This window comes from Variovorax paradoxus (assembly GCF_030815855.1).
Classification (GTDB): domain Bacteria; phylum Pseudomonadota; class Gammaproteobacteria; order Burkholderiales; family Burkholderiaceae_C; genus Variovorax; species Variovorax paradoxus_M.
Genome location: NZ_JAUSXG010000001.1, coordinates 3,281,132 through 3,299,893 on the forward strand (window position 1 = coordinate 3,281,132; position 18,762 = coordinate 3,299,893).

The window sequence follows — 18,762 nt, forward strand, 5'->3', positions numbered from 1 at the left end:
CCGCTCCTAGAATCGCCCCGTCGTCCGGCATGCCGGACGGCAAGCGTTCTCAGGGCGGGGTGAAATTCCCCACCGGCGGTAATGGCGGCTTCTTCGAGAGATAAGCCGCACGAGCCCGCGAGCGCCTGCGGCCTGCAACAGGCTGCGGGGTCAGCAGATTTCGGTGCCATTCCGAAGCCGACGGTCACAGTCCGGATGAAAGAGAGCGCGAAAATGCGGGCTGGCCCGCGCGCTTTGCCGTCTCTAGGTGCAATGGCGCGTGGTCTGGCGTGCGGTTTCGTGCGCCCTGATTCAGGAAACCTGCTTTCAAGAGGCACACCATGAGTCAGATCAACGGCCTTCCCCTTTCCGCCATCAACGCGTCGGGCAATCCGCGCGGCGAGCGCATCGCATTTGTCGAGGCGCAGTGGCATTCCGACATCGTCCATCAGGCGCGGGACGCCTTCCTTGCCGAAATGGAACGGCTCGGCGTGCCGCGCGAGCTCATCGACGTGTTCGATGTGCCGGGCGCCTTCGAGATCCCGCTGCATGCCAAGAGGCTCGCGAACTCGGGCAAATACGCGGCCATTGTCGGCTGCGCGCTGGTGGTCGATGGCGGCATCTACCGCCACGAGTTCGTGGCCAGCACCGTGGTGAGCACGCTGATGTCGCTGCAGCTCGAGACCGACGTGCCGATTTTCTCGGCCGTGCTCACGCCGCACCATTTCCACGAGCATGTGGAGCACCGCAAATACTTCCACCGCCACTTTGCCGTCAAGGGCACGGAAGTGGCCGAAGCCTGCGTGAAGACGCTCGAAGGCCTGAAGAACGTCGACGCGCTGCTGGCTGCGTGACAACAGGCGCTGAGCTGCAGTAATCTGGGCGGATGACTTCTTCATCCGCTTCTTCGAACGACCGCTACACCCTCTACGGTGCGCCCGGTTCGGGTGCCACGCCGGTTCACGCCGCGCTGACGCTGATCGGCGCGCAGGTGAATACCGTCGACGTCTCTCCCTGGGAGGGCGAGTCCGAGCGCGAGCGGGTATCGGGCATCAATCCGATGCGCCAGGTGCCCGCGCTGGTGCTGCCTTCGGGCGAGGTCATGACCGAAAGCGCGGCCATCCTGATCTGGCTCGGCGACCGCTATCCGGAAGCCGGGCTCTGCCCCGCGCCCGACGATCCGCTGCGTGCGCGCTATCTGCGCTGGATGGTCTATCTGCCGGCGGCCATCTATTCGCTGTACTGGGTGCGCGACGATCCCACGCGCCTCACGCCCGACGCGGCGGCGCAGGCCGTGATGCTCGAACGCACGGCCGAGCGCATCGCGCACTGCTGGCACCTGATGGACACGCAGATCGACGAACCCGCGCCCTACCTGCTCGGCGAGAAGATCAGCATGCTCGACCTGTATGTGACCGTGATGTCGCGCTGGACGCCGCAGCGCAGGCGCTTTTATCGCGAGGCACCACGCATGGCCCGGGTGGTGCGGCGCGTGGATGCCGATCCCCGGCTGGCCGACTTCTGGGCCGCGCGCTTTCCCTTCACGCTGGACACCGGAACCCAGAAAGACTGACGCCTGTTCTTCACATCATCGACGCCATGACCGCACGCACCCCGACCACCGCCTACCCGATGACCATCTTCCACAAGCCCAACTGCAGCACCTCGCGCAACGTGCTGGGCCTGATCCGCGAGAGCGGCGTGGAACCCGAGATCGTCCTCTATCTGGAGACCCCGCCCTCGAAGAAAAAGCTGCGCGAGCTGGCGAAGGCCATGGGCGCGAGCGCGCGCGACCTGTTGCGCACGAAGGAAGCGCCCTATGAAGACCTGAAGCTGGCCGATCCGAAGTGGACCGACGACCAGTTGTTCGATTTCATCGTCGCGAATCCGATCTTGCTGCAGCGCCCCATCGTCGTCTCGCCGCGCGGCACGCTGATGTGCCGGCCGTGGGAACGCGTGCGCGAAATCCTGCCTGCCGTATAGGCTCAGCCGCGCTGCAACAGCGCGGGCACGCCCGAAGCCAGCATCGCCACGCCCGAGGCGGTCAGCAGACCCAGAACCAGCTTGCGGAACGCCGCCTCGCTGATGCCGATGTAGAGCCGCGCTCCCAGCAGCACCGGCACCGCGACGGCCAGCGCCACCAGCCCCAGCAGCGGCACCATCGAGCGGCCCATGCTGCCGCTCGCCAGGTGGAGTGCGAACGCCACCATCAGCATCGAAAGATTGAAGTTCTGGATCACCGCCCGCTGCGTGTCGCGCTGGAAGCCGCGTAGCGTGCACCACAGTGTGGGAATGGTGCCCGAGAAGCCGCCGATACCGGCCATGGCGCCGCCGATGCACCCGGCGATGCCATCGGCGATGCGTCCGCCGAAAGTGATCTTCGGCAAATGCTGCGACATCAGCATCGCAGGACACCACAGCACCAGCAGCACGCCAAGGCAAACCTTGAAGACCACGAGATCGAGGTGCGGCAGCAGCCACACGCCGAAGGGCACGCCGACCAGTCCGCCGAGCACGAACGGCCACAGCACATGCCTGTCGAAGGCGCGGCGCACCGTCGCGGCGGCAATCACCTGGCCAGTGAGCGCGCCGAACAGCGAAAGCACGGCGGCCAGTTGCGGCTCCAGGGTCCAGGCCCAGACCGACATCGCCACCAATCCGAAGGCAAAGCCCGACAGGCCTTGCACAAAACCCGCCAGCACGGCGCCGACGATCACATACACATACAAGGCCTGCATGCGGCCGATGATATCGGCCGCATCGCGCGTCAGTCGCTGCCGGCCGGTCAGGCCGACGCCGGCACCATCGCCGTGCGGCGCACCCGCGTCACATTGAACGCGCTGGCAATCAGCACGCCCTGCACCAGCGCCAGGCCGACGATCACGCTCGTGTACTGGGCGTGGTCCATCAGCCGCCCGAACACCAGCGGCGCCAGCGCCTGGCCGATATCGAGGCCGGCGTACACCACGCCATAGACGCGCCCGGTGGCATTCGGCGGTGTCGATCGCTTGACCAGCAAGTCGCGCGAAGGCCCAGCAACGCCCGACACGAAACCCATGACGCCGAACAGCACCGGCACCAGCACCGGCGGAAACTGCGCAAAGGCCAGCACCAGCGCCACGGCCGCCGCAATGCCGAAGCCGGTGCCTACGATGCGCTCGCAGCGCGACGGATCGGACGCGAGAAAGCCGCCCGCCACCATGCCCGCCGCGCTCGCGACCATGTAGACGGTGAGGCAGACCGCCACCAGTGCCACCGGTACCGCGTGCAGGTGGCCCGCCGCCACCGGCGCGAAGGTCTGCACCACGCTGATCACCACGGCATACAGGAAAAAGAAACCGAAGCACATCCACACCGCCGGGATGCGCAGGAAATCGAACTCGCCGCCGATGGGCGCGGGCTCGCCGTGGCCCGTGGCCTTGTGCACCGCCTTCACATCGAGCGACAGCACGCTGCGATAGGCCCAGAGCACCAGCAACACCACGATGGCCAGCACGCCCGCCGAGGCCAGCGCCACGCGCCATGAATAGGCCATGGCAATCGGCACCACGAAGGCTGGCGCCAGCGCCCAGCCCAGGCTGCCGGTAATGCCGTGCACGCTGTAGGCGTGGCCGAGCCGCGTCGGCGCGACCTTGCGGTTGAAGAGCGTGTAGTCGACCGGGTGGAACACGCCGTTGCCGATGCCGCCCACAACGGCGCATGCCAGCAGCATCCAGTAGCTCTGGGCCAGCGCATAGCCGAAAGCCGCCAACGCCAAGGCGCCAAGGCCGACGAACAGCACGGGCCGCGGGCCCAGCTTGTCGACGATGAAACCGGAAGCCGCCTGCACGATGCACGAGACCACGAAGAACACCGTCAGCACCGCGCCAAGCTCGGTGTAGCTCACGTTGAAGGCGTCTTTGAGCCAGGGGAAGAGCGGCGCCAGGATCAGCTGGCTGAAATGGCTGATGGCATGGGCCAGGCCGACGAGGCCGATCAGTTGGGCATCGCTGCGCAAGTTGGTGGAAGAGGTGGCGGTCGTGGAGGTGGAAGAAGACATGGATTGCTACAAAAAACCGAGGCAGTACCGATGCTATGCCCGCAGCTCGCGGCAGAATGGCGATACAGCGACAACATTTGTCGAAACCATGCCAAGCGCCGTTTCTTCCTCTTTCTCGTCCAATGCCGGGAGCACCCGCGCTGCCAAGCCGCGCGGCGCGAACGTGGCGCCGGTCACCAGCGTTGCCTCGCTCACGCCGCATCTCTATGCGCCCGATGCCGTGCGGCCGCTGCGCGCCAAGGAACATTTCCTGAGCGCCGACACGTTCGTCGAACTGCACCAGCACCCGTGGCCGCAACTCACCTTCTCGACCCGCGGCGTGATCCGCCTCAGCACGCAGGACGGCAGCTACATCGTGCCGCCGTCACGCGCAGTCTGGGTGCCGGCCAACATGCCGCACAGCATCATGCTGATCGAGGATGCCGAGCTGCGCACCGTGTACCTGCATGCCTGGCTCGGCCCGCCATGGGAAAAATGCGAAGTGCTCGAAATCAGCCCGCTGCTGCGCGCACTGATGCTCGCGCTCGACACCACGCCCGACGGACTGCCGCCGGCCGATCCGCATGCACCGCAGCGCGAACGCATGATCGCCCCGCTGCTGGTGGACGAACTGGAGCGCGCCACGCAAATCCGCATCGACGTGCCGCTGCCCACCGACAAACGGCTGCGGCAGCTCTGCGAAGCGCTGCTGCGCAACCCGGCCGACCGGGCCACGCTGGCCGAGCGCGCCGCCACCATCGGCGCCAGCGAGCGCACGGTGGCGCGGTTGTTCCGCGACCAGCTCGGCATGAGTTGGCAGCAGTGGCGGCAGCAAGCCGTGATGGCGCATGCACTGCCGCTGCTGGCACGCGGCATGGCCGTGAGCCAGGTGGCGGCGGCCAGCGGCTATGCCACCGACAGCGCGTTCTGCGCCATGTTCAAGGCGGCCACCGGCCGCTCGCCGACGTCGTTCCAGCACCGCAAGCGATCCGCCGCACTTGCCTGAATCGCCTGTGCGGCGCGGGGCTGTCACGGCGCTCTGGCAAGATCGGCGGGCCCAAGAAACCACGGACCCCGACCCACCTGCCCCATGGCGCCCATTCCCCGATCGCATCGCCCCCTGACCTGGACCGCAGACATCGGCGAGCGCATCCGCAGCCTCTTCTGGCTCAAGGCGATCGGCACCACGGCCTTCACGTGGCTCTTCTTCATCGGCTACTTCCACCTGCTGCGCAACCCGGTCTACCCGGTCGTGGTGATGCCGCTCACGGCGCTCGACCACCTGATTCCGTTCCAGCCGTACACGCTGGGCGCCTACCTCTCGCTCTGGTTCTATGTGGGCGTCGCGCCGGGGTTGCAGCTGGGCTTTCGCGAGCTGGTGGTCTATGGGCTTTGGATCGGCGCGCTCTGCCTCACGGGCCTGGGCCTCTTCTACTTCTGGCCCACCCAGATACCGCCGCTCGCCATCGACGTGTCGGGCTACCCCGGCTTTGCGATGTTGCAGGGCGTGGATGCCGCGGGCAACGCCTGTCCCTCGATGCACGTGGCCGTGGCCATCTTCACCGCCATACGCCTGGACCACGTGCTGCGCGAGACGCGCACGCCGGTCTTCCTGCGCCTTGCGAACTGGCTCTGGTTTGCCGCCATTGCCTACTCGACGCTGGCCGTCAAGCAGCATGTGGTGCTCGACGCACTGGCCGGCGCGTTGCTGGGAACGGCCTTTGCGCTGCCCTCGCTGCGCTGGCGTCCGGTGTACAGAAACCGGCCGAATACTTTGGTGGGAGCGGATATCATTGGCCATCACTGACCCACAAGCCGAGCGAGGAAGGGGTCGATCCCATGCAGCGCCCTGAGGGGTGGCGATCGATCAGCGGCCGGCACACGACAACAGGCATCGCACGATGAGTTCGCTGAAGGAATTGCAGGACCTGATCCACGAGAAGTACGGTATCGAACCGTCGAAGCTCGACCCCCATGCATCGATGCGCGAAACAGGCGGACTCGACTCGCTGGCATTGGCCGAGTTCCTGTTTGCCATCGAAGACCACTTCGGCATCACCATGCCCGACGACGACGCGAACATCGACACGCTGGGCGAACTGGCGTTGCTCGTCGACAAGGTCAGGGCCGCGAAAACAGCGTGAGCCACGAGGTCTGCGTCACGGGCCTCGGCGTCATGGCGCCGCACGGCGGCGAGCCCGATGCACTGTTCCAGGCACTGCTGGGCGGCCAGTCGGCCATCCGCCCGATCTTTCCCGACCTGCCCAAGCCGGCCGCCGCGGCCACGGTGGCTTTCGACGAAACGCGCTGGTTCACCAAGCTGCAGCTCGCCGGGGTCGACCGGGTGAGCCAGCTTGCCGTGGCGGCGACCGACCTCGCGATGCGCGATGCAGGCCTTGCCGCAAGCGATGCCGATCCCGAGCGCACGGGTATCTATGCCGGCTGCGGCATGGGCGGTGCCGCCGCACTGGAGGCCGCGTACCGCGGCAACGGACGCGTATCGCCGCTCACCATCCCAGCCTTCATGCCCAATGCGCCTGCCGCCCACGTGGCCATGCGCCAGGGCGTGCAGGGGCCGGTGCTGACCTATTCGGTCGCCTGCGCCTCGTCGTCGGTCGCCATTGCCGAAGCGGCCAAGGCCATCCAGCGTGGCGAAGTCGACATGGCCATTGCTGGCGGCAGCGAGGCGCTCATCGTGCCGGGCGTGGTGCTGGCATGGCAGGCCATGCAGACGCTGGCAACTTTCCAGCCCGGCGAAGCAGCCGGCGCGGTACGTCCGTTCGCGAGCGACCGCAGCGGGTTCGCGCTGGGCGAAGGCGCGGCCTTCCTCGTGCTCGAATCCGCCGAACGCGCGCGCGGCCGCGGCGCGCGCAGCTATGCCACGCTGGCCGGTTGGGGCCTGAGCAGCGATGCCACGCACCTCACGAAGCCGGACGCACCGGGCCAGGCGCGCGCATTGCGCCAGGCGCTGCGTCAGGCCGGCCTTCAACCGCGCGACGTGGGCTACTGCAACGCGCACGGCACGGCCACGCGCATCGGCGATGTGGTCGAGCGCAATGCGCTGGCGGAGGTGTGGGGCCGCGACCTCGACACCCTGCGCGTCAGCTCCACAAAGGCGCTGCACGGCCACATGCTCGGCGCGGCGGGCGCCCTCGAGGCGCTCATCACGGTGCTGGCGCTGCACCGCCGCGAACTGCCGCCCAATGCCCACTGCCACGAAATCGATCCGGCCTGCAGCCTGAATCTCGTGACGCAGAACGACACGCACGCGCCGGCACTCGAAGCCGCAATGAGCAACTCCTTCGCGTTCGGCGGCACGAACTCGGTGCTGCTTTTCCGTCGCCCGTGAATCGCGGTTCCGTCGGGGTATGCTGCCGATGGAATCCTCATTCACCCCTACAGGCGGGAGCACGTCATGCATGTTCGTTCCACACTGATTTCCGTCGTGCTGATCGCAGCCAGCGTCTCGGCCTCGGCCCAGTCCGACCTGCTCGGCAAGCTCAAGGACCAGGCCGGTTCGTCGCTCGGCGGGAACCTCGGCTTCAAGATGCCCGCGATCGGCTCCAGCACCGTCGGCAGCGCGGCCGGCGTGCTGCAGTACTGCGTCAAGAACAACTATCTCGGCGGCGATGCGGCCTCGGTGAAAGACAAGCTCCTTGCCAAGATCACCGGCCAGAAGCAGCAGGAAAAGAACTTCGAGAGCGGCGCGAAGGGGCTGCTGAAGGGCGGCGACGGCAAGACGCTCAACTTCAAGATCCTGTCGTCGAAGATGAAGGAAAAGGCCTGCGATTACGTGCTGAAAAACGCCACCTCCCTGATCTGACAACGCTCCTGCGTCCCGACCGCGCGCCGCACCGCGCCTGTGTTCTCTTGCCTCTCCCGTGCGCCAGCAACGATCCATGAACCCGGCCGCCCCCTCTCCTTCCTTGCGCCAGCGCCTCGCGCGCTGGGTTCCCTGTCTCGCCTGGCCGCGCCCTTCGGCCGCGCTGCTGCGCAACGAGGCGATGGCGGGCGTCACGGTGGCGCTGATGGTCATTCCACAAGGCGTGGCTTACGCGGCACTCGCCGGCATGCCGCTGGTCACGGGCGTGTACGCGGCGCTGTTTCCGGCGCTCGTCGCGGTGATCTTCAGTTCGTCGCAGCGGCTGTCGGTCGGGCCCACGGCCCTCACGAGCTTGCTGGTGGGCGCATCGCTCGCGCCGCTCGCGGTGCCGGGCAGCACCGAGTGGGTGGCAATGGCGGTGTGGCTCACGCTGATCTCCGGCGCCGTTCAGATCGTGCTGGGCGCGGGCCGCTTCGGCTGGCTGCTGCGGCTGGTGAATTCGCCGGTGCTCATCGGCTTCACGCAAGGCGCGGCGGTGCTCATCGCCATTTCTCAGCTGCCGGGGCTGCTCGGCTTCACGGGCCGCACCATTCCGCAAGTGCTGCGGGGCGGTCCGCTGCCGGACTTGACGGCCATCGCCTTCGGCCTGGGCAGCATTGCGGCGCTGTGGCTCGGCAAGCGGCTGGCGCCCCGTTTTCCAACCGCGATGGCACTGGTCGCGGGTGCGGCGGCCATCAGCTGGACGATCGATTACGCGCTGCGCGGCGGGGCCGTGGTGGGCAGCCTGCCATCGGGCCTGCCTTCGTTGTACTGGCCCGGCTTGTTGCCCTTGAGCACGCTCGGCACGCTGGTGCTGCCCGCGCTGATGATCACGCTGGTGAGCTTTCTCGAAACCGCCTCGAGCGCCAAGGTCGACAACGCGCGCGCCGGCACGCTCTGGAACGAGAACCAGGACCTCATCGGCCAGGGCCTGGCCAAGCTGGTCTCGGGCTTCTCGGGCGCTTTCCCCACCAGTTCGTCGTTCTCGCGCTCGGCCATCACGCTCTATGCGGGCGCGCAGACCGGGTGGGCCACGCTGTTCAGCGTCGCGGTCGTGGCCGGTGCGCTGCTGTGGCTGATGCCGCTGCTCTATCACGTGCCGCAGGCGGTGCTGGCCGCCGTGGTGGTCACGGCCATTCTCGGGCTCGTCAAGCCGGCGAGCTTCATTGCGCTCTGGCGCGTGTCGCGCATCGAGGCCAGCATTTCGTTCGGCACCTTCGTGCTGACCATTGGCACCGCGCCGAGCATCTACTGGGGCGTGCTGGGCGGGCTGTTCGCGAGCATGGCGCACTACATGTACCGCCACCTGCATCCGCGCATCATCGAGGTGGGCCTGCATCCCGACGGCAGCCTGCGCGACCGCAACCTCTGGAAGCTGCCGCCGCTGGCACCGCAGCTCTACGCACTGCGCATGGATGCCGAACTCGACTTCGCCTCGGCGTCGACGCTCGAGCGCGCGCTCACGGTCGTGCTGGCCGAGCGGCCTGAACTGACCGATGTGTGCCTCTTTGCACAACCTATCAACCGCATCGACATCACGGGCGCCGAAGTGTTCGGCTCGATCCGGCGAATGATGGAATCCAAGGGCGTGCGCCTGCACCTGAGCGGCCTGAAGCTGCCGGCCCTGCAGGTGCTCGAACGTGCCGGGCTGCTCGCGCCGGGGCCGATGCTTTTCAGCTACCGCACCGACGGCGAAGCGCTGGCGGCACTGGCCGGAGGCGCGAATCAGCGCGCCGAGACAAAGGGTTCGACCGAAGCCGACTTGATCTCGTAGCCGCTCACGCCCATGTCCGCCGACGAATAGCGCGCCGCCTTCAGCAGGCCGCTGACGCGCACCGTGTCCATCGCGTGCAGGCCCTTCACGGTATCGGCCGCGATCACGTGGACGATCTGGTTGGCGGGCGGCGGTGGGGTGTGGATGCAGGCGCCGAAATACGGCACCAGCAGAAATTCACGGATGCCGCCCTGCGTGTTGTCGAGCGGAACCACGAAGCCCGAGAGCTGCGCAGCCGTGCCGTCGAGCGCCACGTTGACCGGCGCGTTGTCCCATACGGCGCGCATCTCGTCGAGCATCTGCACCGCGCGCGGATCATTGTCGCGCAGCGACTCCAGGCTGATGTCGCGGTAGCGCCTGGTCGGGTCCCAGCTCTTGGGCACGAGCTCTTCCCATTTGAGCTCCTGCACCGCGCCCGCCGCGGCCGCCCGCGTGTCGGCGGCCGGGCCGCAGCCCGCCAGGGTCACCGCGCCCAATGCAAGCAGGAAAGCCGGCAAGGTACGGCGAAGAAAGGCTCTCATGGCCTCCATTGTGCTTGGGCCCCATTGCCCCCGGCTTAGTCGAGTCTTAATGAGGGAGGCAAATGCATGCGCACAAGCCGGTCAGTCCCGCACCGGTCCGCGCAGGTTCTTGATCTGCGAGCGCTGGCTCTTGCCCTCGAGCCGGCGCTGCTTCGAACCATAGGTCGGCTTGGTGGCGCGCCGCACGCGCGGCGGCGTGGCCACGCTGTCGACCACCGCCTGCAAGCGCGCGAGCGCGTCGGCCCGGTTCATCTCCTGCGTGCGGTGCTGCTGCGCCTTCAGCACGAAGACGCCTTCCTGCGTGATGCGGCTGTCGCGCAATGCAAGCAGCCGCTCTTTCACGTCGGCGGGCAGCGAGCTGGCATGAATGTCGTAGCGCAGGTGCACCGCGCTCGACACCTTGTTGACGTTCTGCCCGCCCGCGCCCTGCGCACGAATGGCGCTGATTTCGACCTCGTCGGGGTCGATCAGAATGGGTGGACGAAGCATGAAGGCGAGTGTGCCTTCAAACGCGTTCGAAGACCGCGGCGTGCTTCTTATTCGCCGCGCGCAGGCCGGGCCCGCACATCGGTCACGTCGCCGGCCGGACGCAGCGACAGCGGGCTGCGCACCGACTCGCCGCGGGCACGCGCGTTGGCCGTGTCCGAGGCAGTAGGTTCGGCCGGCTGTGCCGCATTGCGAAAACGTTCGAAGCCCGAGCGCGGATTGAAGCGCCCGCCCATCGAAGCCATCCAGGGCCTCACGGGCTTGCCCGTGAGGCGCCCCCAAGCGTAGCGAACACCCCACACGGCGGCGAGCAGCGTGACCGCGACCGCCAGGCTGGCCGCGAAAACCAGCCCCAGGAGCAGAAGAACGACGCGAAAGATAAAGTTCATCATCCGACTTTAGGCCGCAACGGCCTCCGATGGTTCCCCGGCCTTGGAGAACGAAAACTGGCCAGGGGTCCGGATCGGGTCGGTATTCACTTCGATCGTGTCCTTCGGCCCGAAGCTGCCGTCGAGCAGCAGCCTCGAGAGCGGGTTCTCGATGCGCTGCTGGATGGCGCGCTTCAGCGGGCGCGCGCCGAACACCGGGTCGAAGCCGACCTTGGCAATTTCGGCCAGCGCCGCGGGCGACACCTCGAGCCCCAGGTCCATCTTCGCGAGCCGCGCCTGCAGCACCTTGAGCTGGATCGCGGCAATCGATTCGATGTTCTTCGCGTCCAGCGCATGGAACACCACCGTCTCGTCGATGCGGTTCAGGAACTCGGGGCGGAAGTAGTTCTTCAGCTCGTCCCACACCGCTTCCTTGATCTCTTCGGACGGCTTGCCCACCATGGCCTGGATGATCGGCGAACCGATGTTGCTCGTCATCACGATCACGGTGTTCTTGAAGTCCACGGTTCGGCCCTGGCCGTCCGTCAGGCGGCCGTCGTCGAGCACCTGCAGCAGCACGTTGAACACGTCCGGGTGCGCCTTTTCGACCTCGTCGAGCAGCACCACGCTGTAGGGCTTGCGGCGCACGGCTTCCGTGAGGTAGCCGCCCTCCTCGTAGCCCACGTAGCCCGGCGGCGCGCCGATCAAGCGGGCGACCGAGTGCTTCTCCATGAACTCGCTCATGTCGATGCGGATCAAGTGGTCTTCGCTGTCGAACATGAAGCCCGCAAGCGCTTTGCACAACTCGGTCTTGCCCACGCCCGTGGGGCCGAGGAACAGGAACGAGCCGGTCGGGCGGCTCGGGTCGGACAGGCCCGAGCGCGAACGGCGGATCGCGTTGGCGACCGCGCCGATGGCCTCGTCCTGGCCCACGACGCGTTCGTGCAACTTGTCTTCCATCACCAGCAGCTTGTCGCGCTCGCCCTGCATCAGCTTGGCGACCGGAATGCCGGTGGCACGCGCCACCACCTCGGCTATTTCTTCGGAGCCCACTTGCGTGCGCAGCAGCGTGGGCGCGCTCGACTTGCCCTTGCTCGCTTCGCTTTCCTCGGCCTCGCGCAGACGCTTTTCGAGCGCGGGCAACTGGCCGTATTGCAGTTCGGCGAGCTTGTTGAAGTCGCCCTTGCGCTTCCACTCCTCGATCTCGAACTTGATCTTGTCGATGTCCTCGCGGATCTTCGCGCTGCCTTGCGCCTGCGCCTTCTCGGCCTGCCAGATCTCGTCGTAGTCGGCGATTTCCTTCTGCAGCTTCGCGATCTCGTCCTCGATCAGGCCGAAGCGCTTCACCGAGGCCTCGTCCTTCTCGCGCCGCACGGCTTCGCGCTCGATCTGCAGCTGGATCAGGCGGCGGTCGAGGCGGTCCATGACCTCGGGCTTGGAGTCCATCTCGATCTTGATCTTGGCCGCGGCCTCGTCGATCAGGTCGATGGCCTTGTCGGGCAGGAAGCGGTCGGTGATGTAGCGGTCGGAGAGTTCGGCCGCGGCCACGATGGCCGGGTCGGTGATCTGCACGCCATGGTGCACTTCGTACTTTTCCTGCAGCCCGCGCAGGATCGCGATGGTGGCCTCGACCGAGGGCTCGCCCACGATGATCTTCTGGAAGCGGCGCTCCAGCGCGGCGTCCTTCTCGATGTACTTGCGGTATTCGTCGAGGGTGGTGGCGCCCACGCAGTGCAGCTCGCCGCGCGCGAGCGCCGGCTTGAGCATGTTGCCCGCGTCCATCGCACCCTCGGCCTTGCCGGCGCCGACCATGGTGTGGAGCTCGTCGATGAAGACGATGGTCTGGCCCTCGTCCTTGGCCAGTTCGTTCAACACGGTCTTCAGGCGCTCTTCGAACTCGCCGCGGAACTTGGCGCCCGCGAGCAGCGCGGCCATGTCGAGCGACAGCACCCGCTTGCCCTTGAGCGACTCAGGCACCTCGCCCGCGACGATGCGTTGGGCGAGGCCCTCGACGATCGCGGTCTTGCCCACGCCGGGTTCGCCGATCAGCACAGGGTTGTTCTTGGTGCGGCGCTGCAGCACCTGGATGGCGCGGCGGATTTCCTCGTCGCGGCCGATGACCGGGTCGAGCTTGCCCAGGCGTGCACGCTCGGTCAGGTCGAGGCAGTATTTCTTGAGTGCTTCACGCTGGCCTTCGGCATCGGCGCTGTTCACGCCTTGCCCGCCGCGCACGGCGTCGATGGCCGATTCGAGCGACTTGCGGCTGAGGCCGTTTTCCTTCGCGATCCGGCCGATGTCGGACTTGCTGTCGGCCACGGCCAAGAGGAAGAGTTCGCCCGCAATGAACTGGTCGTTGCGCTTGATGGCTTCTTTCTCGGTGGCCTGCAGCAGCTTGCCAAGCTCGGGGCCGACCTGCACGATGTCGTGCCCCTGCACCTGCGGCAGCTTCTTGATGGCCGCCTCGGCCGCATGGGCCAGGCCCTGCACGTTGACGCCGGCGCGCTCCAGCAGGGCACGCGGACCGTCTTCCTGGCGCAGCATGGCGACCAGCAGGTGGGACGGTTCGATGTAGGCGTTGTCGTTGCCGAGCGCGAGCGTCTGGGCATCGCCCAGCGCTTCTTGAAACTTGGTGGTGAGTTTGTCTTGTCGCATGGTGGTATTCCTGCACTCAAAATAGGACTGTTCCGGCGCGATTCAAGGTGTCCGGCGCTTCGGGCATGGCTATTGCACTGTGCCTGTTCATCTTTCGAATGGAGTCGATCATGGTTTTTTCAATGCAGCGCGCCCATCCGGTTCGCCGGGCGCTCGGCGTCGGTCTCTTTGTAGCGGCCATGGGCCTCGCAGGTCTTGCGCAGGCGCAAGGCACCCCCATTCGCCTGCTGGTCGGTTTTCCGGCGGGTGCCGGCACGGACGCCATTGCACGCACGCTGGGTGAAAAACTCAAGGATGTGCTGGGCGTGCCGGTGGTGGTGGAAAACCGCGCCGGCGCCGGCGGACAGATCGCGGCGCAGGCGCTCAAGGCGGCCCCGGCCGACGGCCACACGCTGTTCCTTTCGCACGACCATACGATTTCCATCCTGCCGCAGGTGGTGAAGAACCCGGGCTTCAACCCCGCGACCGACTTCGTGCCCGTGGCCGGCTTCGCTACCTTCGCCAATGTACTCGCGGTGTCGGGCGGCACGCCGGCCAAGAGCATCGACGAGTACGTGAAGTGGGTTCGCACCCAGCGCGGCGGCAAGGAGACCATCGGCGTTCCGGCACCGGCCTCGATTCCCGAGTTCCTGGTGAAGATGATCTCGGACAAGTACAAGATCGATGTGCAGCCCGCGCCCTACCGTGGCAGCGCGCCGATGACGGCCGACATGCTGGGCAACCAGATCACCGCGGGCATCGCCTCGGTGCCCGACTTCATCGAGAACCACAAGGCGGGCAAGGTGCGCATCGTGGCGTCCATCGGCGCCAAGCGCCAGGCCGTGCTGCCGAACGTGCCGACCTTCACCGAGCTGGGTTTCTCGAACCTCGAGGACCTGCCCTACTACGGCATCTTCGCGCCCGTGGGCACGCCGCAGCCGGTCATCGACAAGTACGGCGAGGCCCTGCAGAAAGTGCTGGCCATGCCTGACGTGAAGCAGAAGCTCACGACCATGGGGTTGACGGTCGGCTACGAGTCCCAGGGCCAGTTCGCAGGCCGCGTGCGCAGCTATACGCAGACCTGGGAACGGATCATCCAGTCGAGCGGCTTCAAGCCCCTCTGAGCTTTCTGGCTCCCTCTCCCTCCGGGAGAGGGTTGGGGTGAGGGCATGTGCCGCCGATGAGGCGCAGCGCTCGACAACGGCCGCTTGTCCTCACCCCGCCCTCTCCCAGAGGGAGAGGGAAAAGAATCAAGCGTTGTTGGCCGTGATGCCCCAGCGCGCCAGCCCTGCCACAGGCGCCGCGACAGCGGCACGCCGTGGAGTTCCAGTTGGAGCAAGTACCGGAGATAGCACACGCTTCGGATGACTTACACGCCCGCCGGAGACCTGCATTCCTTCACGGTTCGTTTATCGCAGTCGGGGAGGCACTGCGGCTTTGACTATTCCGGCCAACCACAATGGGCCATGGCCAACCTCAGCCCCCAACTGCAAACGGCGCTGGCTCAGTTCGCAGCCCAGCCGGGCGTGACTCCCACGCAGAAGGCGCGACTGCGTGCCGCCGTCGCCAGCAAGGCCGGATTGCTGGAGCAACTGAACCAGGACGCATCCCAATGATTGCCCACAAGCTCATATTGCCGGTGCTTGCAACGCTGGCCCTGGGCGCCTGTGCCCAAGCCCCAGCGCACCACTCCAAAGAGACCATGCCGATGAACGCATCTGCGAAAGCCTACCGTCCCCACACGCTGGATGAATACCCCGACCTCACGCCGGAAGAAATGGGACGGCGAATGCTCAAGCTGATCGACAGCCTCGCATCCTTCGACGAGTTGTCGTTGGCGCGGGTTCAGGAGGTGATGCGGCTGCCTCTGTACGAAATGCCATCAGGAACATCGCACGCTTTCGGAATGCATTTGCCAGCGTCGGATTGGTACTACGCCTTCGACTACTACGACCATCCCCAACTGTCAGAGTCCAAGAACATTACGTATGAGTTCCTCGGGAAAAACGAAACGGTTGACATGGGCCCAGTCTGCGCCATGGACTATGGCGCCTATGTGACGGCACTGACGAGCATGGGCTTCCAGGAACGGGAGGATATGGCCCGATACGATGCCCTCCATCCATATCCGCGCCGTAACGAGCGAACAGGACTGTTAGAGCCCTCCCCCCCCCTCAATTCCGGCGCCTGCCCGTTTATTTTTTCACGCGCAGCAACGTTGTGGTGCAGATCATCCCTCGACGTGAAGCCGATGCGCCTGCTGAAAAGCTGTCTCACGCCTGCGTGGAATCCATCACCGCCAAGCGCTTCGGAAAGAGATAAGCCATGTCCATCCTCAATCCTCAGTTGGAGATCGCCCTCTCCCAACTCGCTGCCCAACCCGGCGTCACTCCCGCCCATGAGGCACAACTGCGTGCCGCCGTCGCCAGCGATGCCCGGTTGCTGGAGCGCCTGAACCAGGACGCTGCCGACGGCCACCTCAAGGGCTTTGCCTTGTCGCAGGGCGGGGCCCCACCGAATCTGACGGGCACCTATGAGAAGGCCTCCGGTGTCGTCACCTTACCGGCCGGCAGTTTTGCTCCTACCGGCGGAGTTGCCAGTGCAGACTTGATCGCAACGCTGCGCTTGCAGGACATGTCCATGCGCTTTGCGCACAGCGACTACGACGACCCTGCCAACAAGCTCTGCCGCCCGATCACGCAGGTGATGGTGAACAACCTGCAGTCAACCATCAATGGCTCGCCGGTGCTGGCGCAGGAGATGAAGAAGGCGGTCACGCCACCAGGGCCGGGGCAGGAAGCGCCCTTGCAGCACTTTGCGCCACTCAGCGGCACGGTGGCCGGCGGCACTTACAACGGCGACACCAGGACCATGAGCTTGCCACCGACGAGTCTCTCGACCCTATTCGATTCAGCGGACATGACCTTTGTGCTGGGCCATGAAGTCCAGCATGCCTTCAACCATGCCGGCATGACTGCGGCCAGTCAGTCCTTCAGCACCGAGACCCGGCAGATCGCCCAGAGCAACAACCTTGCGCACGACTACACCGAACCCATCGGCAAGCTGACTCAGGCTTCGCGCGCGGATGAGGCCAGCGCGCAGATTGCGGGATGGAATGCGTTGTTGAGCCAGCAGCAGCAGATCACGCCCTCCGCGGGGCTCGATGACATGCTGAGAACCCGAAATTTCAGAGTAAACGATTTCATCGAACTCAACCGAATTTCTAGATCAGCCCAAATCCGCCCCGGCCTGACCTTCAACCCCGACGCCACCCTGTCGCCAACCCCCGCCAACATTGCCACGGCGGGGCTGTACTACTTCGACAAGCCGCCCAAGGGGACACTCGGCGTACCGGAGAACCAGACCACCGGCATCGGTTTTCACGGCGACTCCGACTATCGCAACTACTACGGTGCCCATGCGGTGGGGCGCGCCATCGATATGGAGCGCTCCTACGCCCAGCCCATCAACGGCCTAGCCCCGAACATGCAGGTCGATATGTCTCGCCTGGGCCTGCGCGAAGAGTTGATGGAACGGAACGGCATCGCCATCGGAAAGAATCCCGGCACCCCGCAGCCCTACAACGACACCAGCCAGTTGCCGCCGGCACCGCATCGTTTCGATCACACCAACACGCCGGCTGGCACGCCCAATAGCCATCAGCATGTGCCGGTAGTTCCCGGCGCAACGGGATCGCCTGGGGTAAAAGCCGGCGACCCGCGCGATCCGGAGGCCGTTCAGCCTTCCGGCACACCCCAGGCGCAGCGGGAACTCTCGCCCACAGCCGACTTCTCGGCCTATCTCGACCGCATGCTCGCCGCCGCGCAGTCGGGCGATGACGCTTCCTTCCGCAAGATGACTCAGACCCTGGCCGATCTACCACCCGGACGCGAGCTGCGCACCGAAGCCGTTGCCGCCGTAGACCAACAGGAGCAGTTGGCCGCACAGCACCAAGCCCAACTGCAGCAGGCCGCGCAGGTCAGTAGCCCGGTCATGCGCATGTAACACCTGGTAGATCGCGATTGAACGGATCGGGAACGGGAGCGAAAAAAGGGAAGAAATGAACGAAGAAAAAAGCATGATTTTGATCAGCAAGATTGCGGCACTTGTCGAGCAGTTTGACCGCCGCTGCGAGCACGCCAGCGGACAGTTGCGCCAGCTCGCGCAACAGATGCCGGGCGTGGTGCGGCAGTCGGCCGACGAGCACTTTCGCCGCATTCCCGACGAGGTGATGGGCGGCGTCCGGTCAGGAATCGAGCGACCAGTGGTCGCCTATGAACAGCGCTTGCGCGAGGCGGGCGAGCGGTTGCAGCAAGCGTCGAAAGCACTCACCTCACAATTGCAGCGCGCTGAAACGCTGCACAAGCAACTGATCTGGAAAGTTGCCGGCATCACACTGGGCAGTCTCGTGCTTCTTCTGGCTGGCGGAGGCTGGTTATCCTGGCACTACTACGAGGAGATTCGTACAAACCAAGTGTCCGCCGACCTGCTCAGGGCTTACAACCAGGCAGATGTCACACTGTGCGATGGCCGCCTGTGCGCCAAAGTGGGCAAGAAGGACCGGCAGCGCTTTGGCGACTATGTTCTAGTCGAGCCCCGGTGAGACCTGCCGCGATTCACGCATTGCCGACATCGATACCCCAGCGCGCCAGCGCAGCGTCATCGCTGACACGTGCATCCACCCATCGGGCACCTTCGGGCGTCTGCTCCTTTTTCCAGAACGGCGCCTGCGTCTTCAGGTAGTCCATCAGGAACTCGCAGGCCTCGAAGCTCTGACCACGGTGGGCCGAGATCACCGCCACCATCATGATCTGGTCGAGCGGCTGCAAGAGGCCCACGCGATGGATCACGCGGGCGCCCAGGATGTCGAAGCGCTTGTGGGCCTCGTCGATCATGGCCTCGATGGCCTTCTCGGTCATGCCTGGGTAGTGCTCCAGTTCCATCGAGGCGATGGCGCTTCCGTCGTTGCGGTCTCGCACCGTACCGACGAAGCTGCAGACCGCGCCCACGCGTTTGTCGCCGGCACGCAACGCGGCGACCTCCCGTCCGAGGTCGAAATCGGCTGTCTGGATCGAAACGCGTGCATCGCTCATGCCGGGATTGTGGCACCGCGCTAGACTTCG

Annotated in this window: 20 protein-coding genes and 1 riboswitch; of the genes, 13 read left to right on the forward strand and 7 right to left on the reverse strand. The window is 65.9% G+C overall.

Annotation, left to right across the window (positions count from 1 at the left end):
- Positions 1-41 precede the first annotated feature (41 nt).
- A riboswitch (FMN riboswitch) is annotated at positions 42-211 on the forward strand.
- Between the two features lie 109 nt (positions 212-320).
- From QFZ42_RS15495 to arsC, 3 genes are read left to right on the forward strand one after another with little or no spacing between them, the layout of a single operon-like run.
- Positions 321-833 carry a 6,7-dimethyl-8-ribityllumazine synthase gene (locus QFZ42_RS15495; protein WP_307701804.1) on the forward strand — a complete coding sequence of 171 codons (513 nt, stop codon included), beginning with the start codon at positions 321-323 and terminating at the stop codon, positions 831-833.
- Positions 834-865: 32 nt separating this feature from the next.
- Positions 866-1,552, forward strand: coding sequence for a glutathione S-transferase family protein (locus QFZ42_RS15500; protein ID WP_307701805.1), 687 nt, complete (start codon positions 866-868; stop codon positions 1,550-1,552).
- 26 nt (positions 1,553-1,578) lie between these two features.
- A complete protein-coding gene (gene arsC, locus QFZ42_RS15505; RefSeq protein WP_307701806.1) occupies positions 1,579-1,962 on the forward strand; it encodes an arsenate reductase (glutaredoxin) in 384 nt (127 codons plus the stop codon).
- A gap of 2 nt (positions 1,963-1,964) precedes the next feature.
- Here arsC and QFZ42_RS15510 read toward each other — a convergent pair whose 3' ends face one another.
- Both QFZ42_RS15510 and QFZ42_RS15515 read right to left on the reverse strand, forming a co-directional pair.
- A complete protein-coding gene (locus tag QFZ42_RS15510; protein WP_307701807.1) occupies positions 1,965-2,717 on the reverse strand; it encodes a sulfite exporter TauE/SafE family protein in 753 nt (250 codons plus the stop codon).
- A 47-nt stretch (positions 2,718-2,764) separates the two neighbouring features.
- The gene (locus tag QFZ42_RS15515) at positions 2,765-4,018 is read right to left on the reverse strand and encodes an MFS transporter (protein WP_307701808.1); all 1,254 of its coding nucleotides are present in this window, start codon (positions 4,016-4,018) and stop codon (positions 2,765-2,767) included.
- 88 nt (positions 4,019-4,106) lie between these two features.
- Between QFZ42_RS15515 and QFZ42_RS15520 the strand changes: the two genes are divergently transcribed.
- From QFZ42_RS15520 to QFZ42_RS15545, 6 genes are all read left to right on the forward strand, one after another.
- Positions 4,107-5,003 (forward strand): AraC family transcriptional regulator, encoded by an 897-nt coding sequence (locus QFZ42_RS15520; RefSeq protein ID WP_307701809.1) that lies wholly within the window; start codon positions 4,107-4,109, stop codon positions 5,001-5,003.
- An 84-nt stretch (positions 5,004-5,087) separates the two neighbouring features.
- Positions 5,088-5,804, forward strand: coding sequence for a phosphatase PAP2 family protein (locus tag QFZ42_RS15525; protein WP_307701810.1), 717 nt, complete (start codon positions 5,088-5,090; stop codon positions 5,802-5,804).
- 94 nt (positions 5,805-5,898) lie between these two features.
- Entirely contained in the window at positions 5,899-6,141 is a 243-nt protein-coding gene (locus tag QFZ42_RS15530; RefSeq protein ID WP_307639942.1) for an acyl carrier protein, read from the forward strand.
- Positions 6,138-7,346, forward strand: coding sequence for a beta-ketoacyl-[acyl-carrier-protein] synthase family protein (locus tag QFZ42_RS15535; protein ID WP_307701811.1), 1,209 nt, complete (start codon positions 6,138-6,140; stop codon positions 7,344-7,346). Before QFZ42_RS15530 ends, QFZ42_RS15535 begins: the two co-directional genes overlap by 4 nt.
- A 66-nt stretch (positions 7,347-7,412) precedes the next feature.
- The gene (locus tag QFZ42_RS15540; protein ID WP_307701812.1) at positions 7,413-7,820 is read left to right on the forward strand and encodes a DUF2501 domain-containing protein; all 408 of its coding nucleotides are present in this window, start codon (positions 7,413-7,415) and stop codon (positions 7,818-7,820) included.
- Between the two features lie 76 nt (positions 7,821-7,896).
- Entirely contained in the window at positions 7,897-9,633 is a 1,737-nt protein-coding gene (locus QFZ42_RS15545; RefSeq protein WP_307701813.1) for a SulP family inorganic anion transporter, read from the forward strand.
- On the opposite strand, the gene QFZ42_RS15550 is transcribed toward QFZ42_RS15545, so the two are convergent.
- From QFZ42_RS15550 to clpB, 4 genes are all read right to left on the reverse strand, one after another.
- Complete coding sequence (locus QFZ42_RS15550) at positions 9,585-10,163, reverse strand: DUF3299 domain-containing protein (RefSeq protein WP_373423344.1); 579 nt, start codon at positions 10,161-10,163, stop codon at positions 9,585-9,587. The two genes, QFZ42_RS15545 and QFZ42_RS15550, sit on opposite strands and share 49 nt — an antisense overlap.
- A 72-nt stretch (positions 10,164-10,235) precedes the next feature.
- Entirely contained in the window at positions 10,236-10,643 is a 408-nt protein-coding gene (arfB, locus tag QFZ42_RS15555; RefSeq protein WP_307701815.1) for an alternative ribosome rescue aminoacyl-tRNA hydrolase ArfB, read from the reverse strand.
- A gap of 47 nt (positions 10,644-10,690) precedes the next feature.
- On the reverse strand, positions 10,691-11,029 hold the full coding sequence (locus QFZ42_RS15560) for a hypothetical protein (protein ID WP_307701816.1): 339 nt from the start codon (positions 11,027-11,029) through the stop codon (positions 10,691-10,693).
- Positions 11,030-11,038: 9 nt separating this feature from the next.
- Complete coding sequence (clpB, locus tag QFZ42_RS15565) at positions 11,039-13,660, reverse strand: ATP-dependent chaperone ClpB (RefSeq protein ID WP_307701817.1); 2,622 nt, start codon at positions 13,658-13,660, stop codon at positions 11,039-11,041.
- A gap of 110 nt (positions 13,661-13,770) precedes the next feature.
- On the opposite strand from clpB, the gene QFZ42_RS15570 reads away from it, so the two are divergent.
- The 4 genes from QFZ42_RS15570 to QFZ42_RS15585 all read left to right on the forward strand — a co-directional run bounded on the left by QFZ42_RS15570 (position 13,771) and on the right by QFZ42_RS15585 (position 18,242).
- Positions 13,771-14,763: a Bug family tripartite tricarboxylate transporter substrate binding protein gene (locus tag QFZ42_RS15570; protein WP_307701818.1), complete on the forward strand. Its 993-nt coding sequence runs from the start codon at positions 13,771-13,773 to the stop codon at positions 14,761-14,763.
- 342 nt (positions 14,764-15,105) lie between these two features.
- On the forward strand, positions 15,106-15,255 hold the full coding sequence (locus QFZ42_RS15575; RefSeq protein WP_307701819.1) for a hypothetical protein: 150 nt from the start codon (positions 15,106-15,108) through the stop codon (positions 15,253-15,255).
- Positions 15,256-15,964: 709 nt separating this feature from the next.
- The gene (locus tag QFZ42_RS15580; protein ID WP_307701820.1) at positions 15,965-17,644 is read left to right on the forward strand and encodes a hypothetical protein; all 1,680 of its coding nucleotides are present in this window, start codon (positions 15,965-15,967) and stop codon (positions 17,642-17,644) included.
- 55 nt (positions 17,645-17,699) lie between these two features.
- Positions 17,700-18,242: a hypothetical protein gene (locus tag QFZ42_RS15585; RefSeq protein WP_307701821.1), complete on the forward strand. Its 543-nt coding sequence runs from the start codon at positions 17,700-17,702 to the stop codon at positions 18,240-18,242.
- Positions 18,243-18,255: 13 nt separating this feature from the next.
- Here the strand turns inward: QFZ42_RS15585 and QFZ42_RS15590 are convergent, their stop codons facing one another.
- The gene (locus tag QFZ42_RS15590) at positions 18,256-18,732 is read right to left on the reverse strand and encodes a molybdenum cofactor biosynthesis protein MoaE (protein ID WP_307701822.1); all 477 of its coding nucleotides are present in this window, start codon (positions 18,730-18,732) and stop codon (positions 18,256-18,258) included.
- Positions 18,733-18,762 lie beyond the last annotated feature (30 nt).

What these genes read in the sequence shown, in the direction of transcription:
- QFZ42_RS15495 (WP_307701804.1), top strand. Translation starts at nt 321, where the DNA reads ATGAGTCAGATCAACGGCCTTCCCCTTTCCGCCATCAACGCGTCGGGC.
- QFZ42_RS15500 (WP_307701805.1), top strand. Translation starts at nt 866, where the DNA reads ATGACTTCTTCATCCGCTTCTTCGAACGACCGCTACACCCTCTACGGT.
- arsC (WP_307701806.1), top strand. Translation starts at nt 1,579, where the DNA reads ATGACCGCACGCACCCCGACCACCGCCTACCCGATGACCATCTTCCAC.
- QFZ42_RS15510 (WP_307701807.1), bottom strand. Translation starts at nt 2,717, where the DNA reads ATGCAGGCCTTGTATGTGTATGTGATCGTCGGCGCCGTGCTGGCGGGT.
- QFZ42_RS15515 (WP_307701808.1), bottom strand. Translation starts at nt 4,018, where the DNA reads ATGTCTTCTTCCACCTCCACGACCGCCACCTCTTCCACCAACTTGCGC.
- QFZ42_RS15520 (WP_307701809.1), top strand. Translation starts at nt 4,107, where the DNA reads ATGCCAAGCGCCGTTTCTTCCTCTTTCTCGTCCAATGCCGGGAGCACC.
- QFZ42_RS15525 (WP_307701810.1), top strand. Translation starts at nt 5,088, where the DNA reads ATGGCGCCCATTCCCCGATCGCATCGCCCCCTGACCTGGACCGCAGAC.
- QFZ42_RS15530 (WP_307639942.1), top strand. Translation starts at nt 5,899, where the DNA reads ATGAGTTCGCTGAAGGAATTGCAGGACCTGATCCACGAGAAGTACGGT.
- QFZ42_RS15540 (WP_307701812.1), top strand. Translation starts at nt 7,413, where the DNA reads ATGCATGTTCGTTCCACACTGATTTCCGTCGTGCTGATCGCAGCCAGC.
- QFZ42_RS15545 (WP_307701813.1), top strand. Translation starts at nt 7,897, where the DNA reads ATGAACCCGGCCGCCCCCTCTCCTTCCTTGCGCCAGCGCCTCGCGCGC.
- QFZ42_RS15550 (WP_373423344.1), bottom strand. Translation starts at nt 10,163, where the DNA reads ATGGAGGCCATGAGAGCCTTTCTTCGCCGTACCTTGCCGGCTTTCCTG.
- arfB (WP_307701815.1), bottom strand. Translation starts at nt 10,643, where the DNA reads ATGCTTCGTCCACCCATTCTGATCGACCCCGACGAGGTCGAAATCAGC.
- QFZ42_RS15560 (WP_307701816.1), bottom strand. Translation starts at nt 11,029, where the DNA reads ATGAACTTTATCTTTCGCGTCGTTCTTCTGCTCCTGGGGCTGGTTTTC.
- clpB (WP_307701817.1), bottom strand. Translation starts at nt 13,660, where the DNA reads ATGCGACAAGACAAACTCACCACCAAGTTTCAAGAAGCGCTGGGCGAT.
- QFZ42_RS15570 (WP_307701818.1), top strand. Translation starts at nt 13,771, where the DNA reads ATGGTTTTTTCAATGCAGCGCGCCCATCCGGTTCGCCGGGCGCTCGGC.
- QFZ42_RS15575 (WP_307701819.1), top strand. Translation starts at nt 15,106, where the DNA reads ATGGCCAACCTCAGCCCCCAACTGCAAACGGCGCTGGCTCAGTTCGCA.
- QFZ42_RS15580 (WP_307701820.1), top strand. Translation starts at nt 15,965, where the DNA reads ATGTCCATCCTCAATCCTCAGTTGGAGATCGCCCTCTCCCAACTCGCT.
- QFZ42_RS15585 (WP_307701821.1), top strand. Translation starts at nt 17,700, where the DNA reads ATGAACGAAGAAAAAAGCATGATTTTGATCAGCAAGATTGCGGCACTT.
- QFZ42_RS15590 (WP_307701822.1), bottom strand. Translation starts at nt 18,732, where the DNA reads ATGAGCGATGCACGCGTTTCGATCCAGACAGCCGATTTCGACCTCGGA.